We start from the raw sequence: 8,474 nt of genomic DNA on the forward strand, positions 1-8,474 counted from the left end.
AGTTCCCTTGCGCCGCCGGTTCTCTACGCCGCCACCCGCATCGTCTTGTCGGCGAACTGCGTGCGGTAGAGCTCCGCGTACCGGCCGCCCACCGCGAGCAGTTCCTCGTGCGTGCCGCGCTCCACGATCCGCCCGGCCTCGACGACGAGGATCTGGTCGGCGGAGCGCACCGTCGAGAGCCGGTGTGCGATGACGATCGCGGTGCGCCCTTCGAGGGCCTCGGCGAGGGCTTCCTGCACCGCCGCCTCCGAGGTGTTGTCGAGGTGCGCCGTGGCCTCGTCGAGGATGACGACGCGCTGCCGGGCGAGCAGGAGCCTGGCGATGGTCATCCGCTGGCGCTCACCGCCGGAGAGGCGGTAGCCGCGCTCGCCGACCACCGTGTCCAGGCCGTCCGGCAGGGAGCGCACGAGGTTTTCGAGGCGGGCCCTGCGCAGGACGTCCCACAGGTCGTCCTCGGTGGCCTCGGGGCGGGCGAGCAGCAGATTGGCACGGACCGACTCGTGGAAGAGGTGGCCGTCCTGGGTGACCATGCCGAGGGTCTGCCGCATGGACGCCGCCGAGAGGTCGCGGACGTCGACGCCGCCGATGCGTACGGTTCCGCCGTCCGCGTCGTACAGGCGGGGAAGCAGTTGGGCGATCGTCGATTTGCCCGCTCCGGAGGAGCCCACGAGTGCCACGGTCTGGCCGGGCTCGGCGCGGAAGGAGAGACCGTGCAGGACTTCGTCGCCGCCGCGGTTGTCGAGGGACGCGACCTCTTCGAGTGAGGCCAGGGAGACCTTGTCGGCGGACGGGTAGCCGAAGCGCACGTCGTCGAACTCCACCGCGACCGGGCCCGGCGGGACCTCGCGGGCGTCCGGCTTCTCGTCGATCAGCGGCTTCAGGTCGAGGACCTCGAAGACCCGCTCGAAGCTGACGAGCGCGCTCATGACCTCGACCCGCGCGCCCGCCAGGGAGGTCAGCGGTGCGTAGAGGCGGGTCAGAAGCAGGGCGAGGGACACGATCGCGCCCGCTTCCAGGGTGCCGTCGAGCGCGAAGTAGCCGCCGAGGCCGTAGACGAGGGCCAGGGCGAGGGCCGAGACGAGCGTGAGCGCGGTGATGAACGTGGACTGCGCCATGGCCGTACGGACACCGATGTCCCGTACCCGGCGGGCTCGCGCGGCGAATTCCTCCGACTCTGCGCCGGGGCGCCCGAAGAGCTTGATGAGGGTGGCGCCCGGCGCGGAGAAGCGCTCGGTCATACGGGTGCCCATCGCCGCGTTGTGGTGCGCGGCCTCGCGCTGGAGTCTGGCCATCCGGGCGCCCATGCGGCGGGCGGGCACGATGAAGACGGGCAGGAGGATCAAGGCGAGGAGCGTGATCTGCCAGGAGAGCTTCACCATCACGGCCAGGGCCGCGATCAGCGTGACCACGTTGCCGACGACACCGGAGAGCGTGTTGCTGAACGCCCGCTGGGCGCCGATCACGTCGTTGTTGAGGCGGCTGACCAGGGCGCCGGTGCGGGTGCGGGTGAAGAAGGCGACGGGCATGCGCTGTACGTGGTCGAAGACGGCGGTGCGCAGATCGAGGATGAGGCCCTCCCCCAGGTTCGCCGAAAGCCAGCGGCCGAGCAGCCCGAATCCGGCCTCGGCGACGGCGATGGCGGCGATGAGCAGGGCGTAGCGGACGACGAGTGAGGTCTCGCCGTCCGAGACGATCGTGTCCACGACGCTGCCGGCGAGGACCGGGGTCGCCACGGCGAGCAACGCGGTGACGATGCTCAGGAGCACGAAGTAGACGATACGGCGGCTGTGCGGCCGGGCGAAGGCGCCGATACGGCGCAAGGTGGCTCGGGCGAAGGGACGGCGGTCCTGCTCGGCGTTCATGACGCTTTGCAGCTGGCTCCAGGCTGTCGTTTCCATGCTCATGAGAAGAACGTAAAACCTCAAGTTTCCTTGAGGTCAACCCTCGCGAGTGGAACAGGGAGCAAGTGCCTCGCGCGTCCCTGCCTCATCCCTTGACCCGCATGTATCAGGAACGTACTTTCACTTCAACTCTTGTGGGCAACACAGGGGTTGTCGACTTCCTGACGCGAGAAGGCGAACACATGCGAGAGCTACGAAGGCGTACTCTGCTGTCCGCGATCGGCGGCACCGCCGTCGCCGGAGGCAGCCTGACCGCGGCGGGCGCCGGAATCGCACGGGCCGCGCCACAGCGCCCGAGCCCCGTTGACCCGAACATCAAGAAGCTGCTCGACCGTATGACTGTCGAAGAGAAGCTGGGGCAACTCCAGCAACTCCCGTGGGCCGTCAGCACCGGCCCCGGCGGCAGCGAGACCAAGGACGTGGAGGACGCGGCGCGCGCCGGACGGCTCGGTTCCGTCCTGAACATCTTCGGCGCGAAGAGCAGCAACGCCCTGCAGCGCATCGCGGTCGAGGAGTCCCGGCTCGGCATTCCGCTGATCTTCGGGCTCGATGTCATCCATGGTCTGTGGACGACGTTCCCGATCCCTCTCGCCCAGGCCGCCAGCTTCGATCCGGAAGTGACCAGGCGGGACGCCGAGGTCTCGGCGAAGGAGTCACGCACGAACGGCGTGCACTGGACGTTCTCGCCGATGATGGACGTGACGCACGAGCCGCGCTGGGGCCGCGTCGCCGAGGGCTGCGGCGAGGACCCCTACCTCACGACGGCGTTCGCCGTGGCCAAGGTGGAGGGCTATCAGGGCGAGGACGGTTCGGGCCTGGACTCCAAGGACCACATCGCCGCCTGCGCCAAGCACTTCGTCGCCTACGGCGGAGCCGAGGGCGGCCGGGACTACAACACGGTCGACGTCTCGGAGTCGCGCCTTCGCAACCACTATCTGCCGCCGTTCAAGGCCGCGTTGGACGCTGGCGTGGCCACGGTGATGGCCTCCTTCAACACCATCAGCGGCGTCCCCGCCCACGGCAACTCCCACACCCTCACCGACATCCTGTACAAGGAGTGGGGTTTCGAGGGCTTCGTCGTCAGCGACTGGAACGGCGTCGACGAACTGATCGCGCACGGCTTCGCCGAGGACGGCGCCGACGCGGCCCGCCTCGCGCTGAACGCCGGCGTCGACATGGAGATGGCGAGCACGGACCTCGCCAAACACGGCAAGAAGCTCCTGAACGGCGGCAGGATCAGCGAGCGGCGCCTGGACCAGGCGGTCGCACGCGTCCTGCGCCTGAAGTACGCGCTCGGGCTCTTCGAGCATCCCTACGTCGACGAGGACGACGCCATCGACAAGCCGTCCGCCGAAGCCCGCAAAGCCGCCCGCGAGACCGCCGCCCGCTCGATGGTGCTCCTGAAGAACGACGGCAAGGCGCTTCCGATCGAGAAGTCGGCGCGGTCGATCGCGGTCGTCGGCCCGTTCGGCGACTCCGACGATCTCCTCGGCACATGGACGTTCCCCGGCGCGGCGAAGAAGTTCCCCTCGGGCAAGGTCCTCGCCGCGGTGAAAGCCGCCGCCCCGCACGCGAAGGTGACGTACGCGAAGGGCGTGAACGCCGAAGGCACCGACACCGGCGGCATCCCGGCGGCGGTCGCCGCCGCCAAGAAAGCGGACGTCACCGTCGTCGTGGTCGGCGAGCCCCCGGCGATGAGCGGCGAGGCCGCCGCGCGCAGCGACATCAGCCTGCCCGGCGGGCAGGAGAAGCTGATCGAGGCGATCGCCGCGACGGGCAGGCCCTTCGTGGTGGTCCTGGTCAACGGGCGCCCGCTGACCGTCGGAAGCTGGCTGAAGTCGGCGCCCGCAGTCCTCGAGGCCTGGCACCCCGGCCTCGAAGCGGGCAACGCGATCGCCGACGTGCTCTTCGGCAAGGTCAATCCCGGCGGCAAGCTGCCCGTCTCGTTCCCGCGGACGGTCGGCCAGATCCCCTGCCACTACAACCACGAGTCGACGGGCCGTCCGTACAGCGCGGACAACAAGTACACGTCCAAGTACCTCGACCTGCCCCCGGACCCGCAATTCGCCTTCGGCCACGGGCTCTCGTACACGGACTTCGAGATCGGCGAACCGAAGCTCAGCCGCGAGAGCGTGTCGGCGCGTGCGCTGCGCAAGGGCGACACCCTGGAGGTCTCGGTCTCCGTCCGCAACACCGGCAGGCGCGCCGGCGACGAGGTCGTCCAGCTGTACGTCCACGACATCGCGGCGAGCATCGCCCAGCCGGTGCGCAAGCTGCGCGGGTTCCGCCGGGTGACGCTGGAGCCCGGCAGGTCGAAGACCGTCCGCTTCCGGCTCGGCGCCGAGGACTTCGGGTTCTGGACGAACGCGGAGAGCGGGGAGTTCCGTGTCGAGGAAGGGGCGGTGGACATCTACGTCGGCAACAGCTCCGAGGCCGGGACGAAGAGGCGGCTGACGATCACGTAGGGACTGCCGCGCGGGCCGGGCCCCATCGGGCCCGGTCCTTTGCCCCTCAGCTTGCCCCTCAGCCCAGTTCCAGCGTGGTCACGCCGAAGACCCGCTCCCCCGCCATCTCCCGCACCGGCCCCGTGTACATCCGGGCGGTCTCGAACGTCGGCTTCATGCCGCGCACCTCGGCCATGGCGACGCCATGCGGCTGGGTCTCGGGGACGTCGATGAGGATGGTCTCGCCGTGCGCCTCCGCCGTGAGGGCGTCGAAGAGCTCCTCGGCATCGGCGCGCGTATCGGCGAACAGGGGCCCGATGCGCTGCGCGCCGTGTGCCGGGCGGAGCACGCCGTACCCGGTGACGCGACCGTCGACGATGCGGGCGAGCGCGCGGTGTCCGGGAGTGGTCAGCCAGGACTCCAGGAAGCGCGGACGGTCGGCCGGACAGCTCGCGGCGTCATACGCGGTGATCGCCCGCAGGCCCGCGGCCTCGACCGGAAGGACGTACGGGGACCTCGCGGCGCCCGGCGGCACGGGCACGGAGCCCGCGTACCGGACGGTGCGGTGGGCGAGTTCGAAGCCCGAGCGGCGGTAGTTGTCCTGCTGGGCCACCACGCCGTCGAGGCCGACGGTGCGTTTCCCGGCGTGGGCGAGGGCCGTCTGCCAGGTCGTGAGGCCGTAGCCGCGGCCCCGCATGTCGGGACGGACGAGATAGAAGCCGAGGAAGGCGTACAACTCGTCGTAGTTCACGACCGAGATCGAGGAGACCGGCTCGCCGTCGACGCGGCCGATGAAGAACCCTTCCGGGTCCTGCGCGAAGAAGGACACGCTGTCGCGCAGGCCCGGATTCCAGCCCTCGTCCGCCGCCCATCCGCCGACGACCTGCCAGTCGTCGAGCGTCGCCCGTGTGACGGTGAGCCGCCCGGGGGCCGAATCCTTCATCTGTGCACCCTTCGTACTGCCTGTGCCGGAGGGGACCGTCCCCTCGCTCCGGAAAGGGACGGTCCCTCACGTCGGAGAGGGACCGTCCCCGGTGCGGCCCGCGCTCGCGTGCCGCACCGAAACCATCCTTCCCGGCTCCCCGCCCCGCTATCCGTTCCGGTGGTGCGACGGGTGCCCGGTTTCCCGCGGGGCGTGGTCGGATAGGCGACGTACGTCAACTGAGCTTCGGGAGGCCAGGATGTTCGTCCCGTTCGGGGCCCTTGATTTTCTCGACCGCGCCACGACGGTGTACGGGGACCGGGTCGGCATCGTCGACGAGCCCGATCAGCCGGCCGAGCCCTGGGAAGGGCTCACCTACCGGCGCGTGGGGGAGCTGGCGCGGGCGCAGGCCGCCGGTCTCGACGCGCTCGGGGTGCCGCACGGCGCCCGGGTCGCGGTCGTCTCGCCCAACAGCGCACGGCTGCTCACGTCGTTCTTCGGTGTGAGCGGCCACGGCCGGGTCCTCGTGCCGGTCAACTTCCGGCTCTCGGCGGAAGAGGTGAACTACATCGTCGGCCAGTCGGGGGCGAGCGTCCTGCTGGTCGACCCCGAACTGGAGGACCGCCTCTCCGGGGTGACCTGCAAGCACCGCTACACGCTCGGGCCCGGGGCGGACGCGGAGCTGTACCGGTTCGGCACCGAGCCCGAGCCCTGGCAGCCCGACGAGAACGCCACCGCCACCATCAACTTCACCAGCGGAACCACCGCGCGCCCCAAGGGCGTTCAGATCACGCACCGCAACATCTGGGTGAACGCCCTGACGTTCGCGCTGCACGCCGGGGTCACGGACCGGGACGTCTATCTGCACACCCTGCCGATGTTCCACGCCAACGGCTGGGGCATGCCGTTCGCGATGACCGGCATGGGCGCGCGCCACATCGTGCTGCGCAAGGTGGACGGCGCGGAGATCCTGCGCCGCGTGGCCGAACACGGCGTCACGGTGATGTGCGCGGCGCCCGCCGTGGTCAACGCGGTGCTCGCCGCGGCGCGGTCGTGGGACGGGGAGATCCCCGGCCGGGACCGGGTGCGCATCATCGTCGCCGGAGCTCCGCCGCCCACCAAGACCGTCGAGCAGGTCGAATCCGAGCTCGGCTGGGAGTTCATCCAGATCTACGGCCTCACCGAGACCTCGCCGCTGCTCACCATCAACCGCTCCCGCGCGGAGTGGGACGACCTCGGCTCGCAGCAGCGCGCGGAGAAGCTGGTGCAGGCCGGCGCCCCCGCCCTCGGCGTCACGCTGCGCACGTCGGACGAGGGCGAGGTACTCGCCCGCTCGAACGTGATCCTGGAGGGGTACTGGGAGCAGCCGGAGGAGTCAGCGAAGGCCCTGGAGGGCGGCTGGTTCCACACGGGCGACGGCGGGACCATCGGCGCGGACGGCCATCTGACGATCAGTGACCGCAAGAAGGACGTCATCATCACCGGCGGGGAGAACGTCTCCTCCATCGAGGTGGAGGACGTGCTGTTCAGCCACCCCGCGGTCGCCGAGGTGGCGGTCATCGGCATACCGGACGAGAAGTGGGGCGAGACCATCAAGGCCCTGGTCGTCCTCGCCCCCGGCGCGCACGCCACGCAGGACGAGCTCATCCGGCACTGCAAGGAGCACCTCGCCGGCTTCAAGGCGCCGACCTCGGTGGAGTTCCGCGACGAGCTGGCCCGCACGGCCACCGGGAAACTCCAGAAGTACAAGCTGCGCGGGCCCTATTGGGAGGGCCGCGAGCGCGGCGTGAACTGATCCGCGGCACTCGGCAGCGGCACTACCAGTCGGCGCCCATGTCCGTCTCGCAGAGCTCGAAGACGGCCTCACCGGTCTCCGGATCGGACCCGGCCACGGGACGCACGCGCGCGCCGACCCACACCAGATGCGGTGAGGCACCCACGACACGGCAGCGGAACACGAATCCCTCGGGAAAGCGGACGAGGGACTCGTTGCGTGCGGTCCCCGTGTAGCGGTTGACCACGCTGGACTGGACGACGACGCCCTCGCCGTCGCTGTGCTCGGCCACCAGATCACTGGACGCGCACACCGGACACAGCATGCGCCGGAAGGACGCGGTGCCGCACCATCGGCAGCGGTGGTAGGTCAGGCCGGTTCGCTCGTGCTCTGTCGGCGCGACGCTCAATTTTTGCTGGGACACGTCTCGACCCCCTGCATTCGGCTCGGATGCGCCGCGCTCGGCGTCGACGCATCCGCACCATATGGCACTGAGTGCCAGAAGGTAAAGGTACTGAGTGCTGCCTGTTGCGCCTCAGGCCGATGGGTTCCGGGCCGGCGAGGCTCAGTCCTGGCCCAGGGCCGACTCCACGCGCTGGACCACGCGCCACATGGGCGCGCGTTTGGAGACCACCATGACGACGACCTCGTCATCGGCGCCGCCGGCGGCCGCCTCCCCGTCCGCCGCCCCGCTCCCCCAGCCGTTCCGCACGAGTTCGAGCGCATGGTCCACCGCGGCCTCCGCGTCGCCGTCGCCGCCCGAACGCAGCCAGGAACGCAGGGCGTTGTTGTGCGCGGCCACCACGGCGGCGGCGATCACCTCGGCGCGCAGGGAGCCGTCCTCGTAATCGGCGTAGCGGCCGCGGAGGTAGCCGGCCATGGTGCGCTCATAGCGGCGCACCACGGAGAGTTCGTACGTACGCAGACCGGGCACCTCCTGCGTGAGGCGGTAACGCTGCACGGAGAACTCCGGGTTCGTGGCGTACATGCGCAGCACGATCCGGGCCGCGTCGCACACGGCCTCCACCGGGTCGCCGCCGTCGGCCGCGTCGAGGAACGCCGTCATGTCGGCCAGGCAGCTCTCGTGGTCGGGGAAGACCGCGTCCTCTTTGGACGGGAAGTACCGGAAGAAGGAGCGTCGCCCGACACCGGCCCGCGCCACGATGTCGTCCACCGTGGTCTGCTCGAAGCCCCGCTCCAGGAACAGCTGGAACGCCGCCTGGGCGAGCACCTCCCGCATGGGGGCCTTCTTCGCTGGTCCGCGCGCCTCAGTCATGCGGGGAACGTAGCATCGTGATGACCAATTTGGCACTACGTACCTTTACAGGGGGTACTGAGTGCCATAACGTCGTCATGACGAACAACACCAGGTAGGAGAGCCGGCGTGAGCTTGAGGATCGTTGTCACCGTGAAGTACGTGCCCGACGCCACCG

6 protein-coding genes are annotated in these 8,474 nt (G+C 70.0%); 2 read left to right on the forward strand and 4 right to left on the reverse strand.

The window, feature by feature from the left end:
- Window positions 1-23: 23 nt before the first annotated feature.
- Window positions 24-1,904, reverse strand: a complete 1,881-nt coding sequence (locus IE226_RS35405) for an ABC transporter ATP-binding protein (RefSeq protein ID WP_190085575.1) — start codon at window positions 1,902-1,904, stop codon at window positions 24-26.
- Window positions 1,905-2,083: 179 nt separating this feature from the next.
- Here IE226_RS35405 and IE226_RS35410 point away from each other — a divergent pair, with 179 nt between their 5' ends.
- The gene (locus IE226_RS35410) at window positions 2,084-4,366 is read left to right on the forward strand and encodes a glycoside hydrolase family 3 N-terminal domain-containing protein (RefSeq protein ID WP_190085576.1); all 2,283 of its coding nucleotides are present in this window, start codon (window positions 2,084-2,086) and stop codon (window positions 4,364-4,366) included.
- A gap of 58 nt (window positions 4,367-4,424) precedes the next feature.
- Here IE226_RS35410 and IE226_RS35415 read toward each other — a convergent pair whose 3' ends face one another.
- The gene (locus IE226_RS35415) at window positions 4,425-5,288 is read right to left on the reverse strand and encodes a GNAT family N-acetyltransferase (RefSeq protein WP_190085577.1); all 864 of its coding nucleotides are present in this window, start codon (window positions 5,286-5,288) and stop codon (window positions 4,425-4,427) included.
- A 238-nt stretch (window positions 5,289-5,526) separates the two neighbouring features.
- Between IE226_RS35415 and IE226_RS35420 the strand changes: the two genes are divergently transcribed.
- On the forward strand, window positions 5,527-7,062 hold the full coding sequence (locus IE226_RS35420; RefSeq protein ID WP_190085578.1) for an AMP-binding protein: 1,536 nt from the start codon (window positions 5,527-5,529) through the stop codon (window positions 7,060-7,062).
- A 22-nt stretch (window positions 7,063-7,084) separates the two neighbouring features.
- Here the strand turns inward: IE226_RS35420 and IE226_RS35425 are convergent, their stop codons facing one another.
- Both IE226_RS35425 and IE226_RS35430 read right to left on the reverse strand, forming a co-directional pair.
- Entirely contained in the window at window positions 7,085-7,450 is a 366-nt protein-coding gene (locus IE226_RS35425; protein WP_229871741.1) for a Zn-ribbon domain-containing OB-fold protein, read from the reverse strand.
- A 156-nt stretch (window positions 7,451-7,606) separates the two neighbouring features.
- The gene (locus IE226_RS35430; RefSeq protein WP_190085580.1) at window positions 7,607-8,317 is read right to left on the reverse strand and encodes a TetR family transcriptional regulator; all 711 of its coding nucleotides are present in this window, start codon (window positions 8,315-8,317) and stop codon (window positions 7,607-7,609) included.
- Window positions 8,318-8,474 lie beyond the last annotated feature (157 nt).

Source organism: Streptomyces longisporoflavus (genome assembly GCF_014649775.1).
Taxonomy (GTDB): domain Bacteria; phylum Actinomycetota; class Actinomycetes; order Streptomycetales; family Streptomycetaceae; genus Streptomyces; species Streptomyces longisporoflavus.

Excerpts from the sequence above, each read along its gene's own strand:
- IE226_RS35430 (WP_190085580.1), bottom strand. The coding sequence starts at position 8,317 with ATGACTGAGGCGCGCGGACCAGCGAAGAAGGCCCCCATGCGGGAGGTG.
- IE226_RS35415 (WP_190085577.1), bottom strand. The coding sequence starts at position 5,288 with ATGAAGGATTCGGCCCCCGGGCGGCTCACCGTCACACGGGCGACGCTC.
- IE226_RS35405 (WP_190085575.1), bottom strand. The coding sequence starts at position 1,904 with ATGAGCATGGAAACGACAGCCTGGAGCCAGCTGCAAAGCGTCATGAAC.
- IE226_RS35410 (WP_190085576.1), top strand. The coding sequence starts at position 2,084 with ATGCGAGAGCTACGAAGGCGTACTCTGCTGTCCGCGATCGGCGGCACC.
- IE226_RS35420 (WP_190085578.1), top strand. The coding sequence starts at position 5,527 with ATGTTCGTCCCGTTCGGGGCCCTTGATTTTCTCGACCGCGCCACGACG.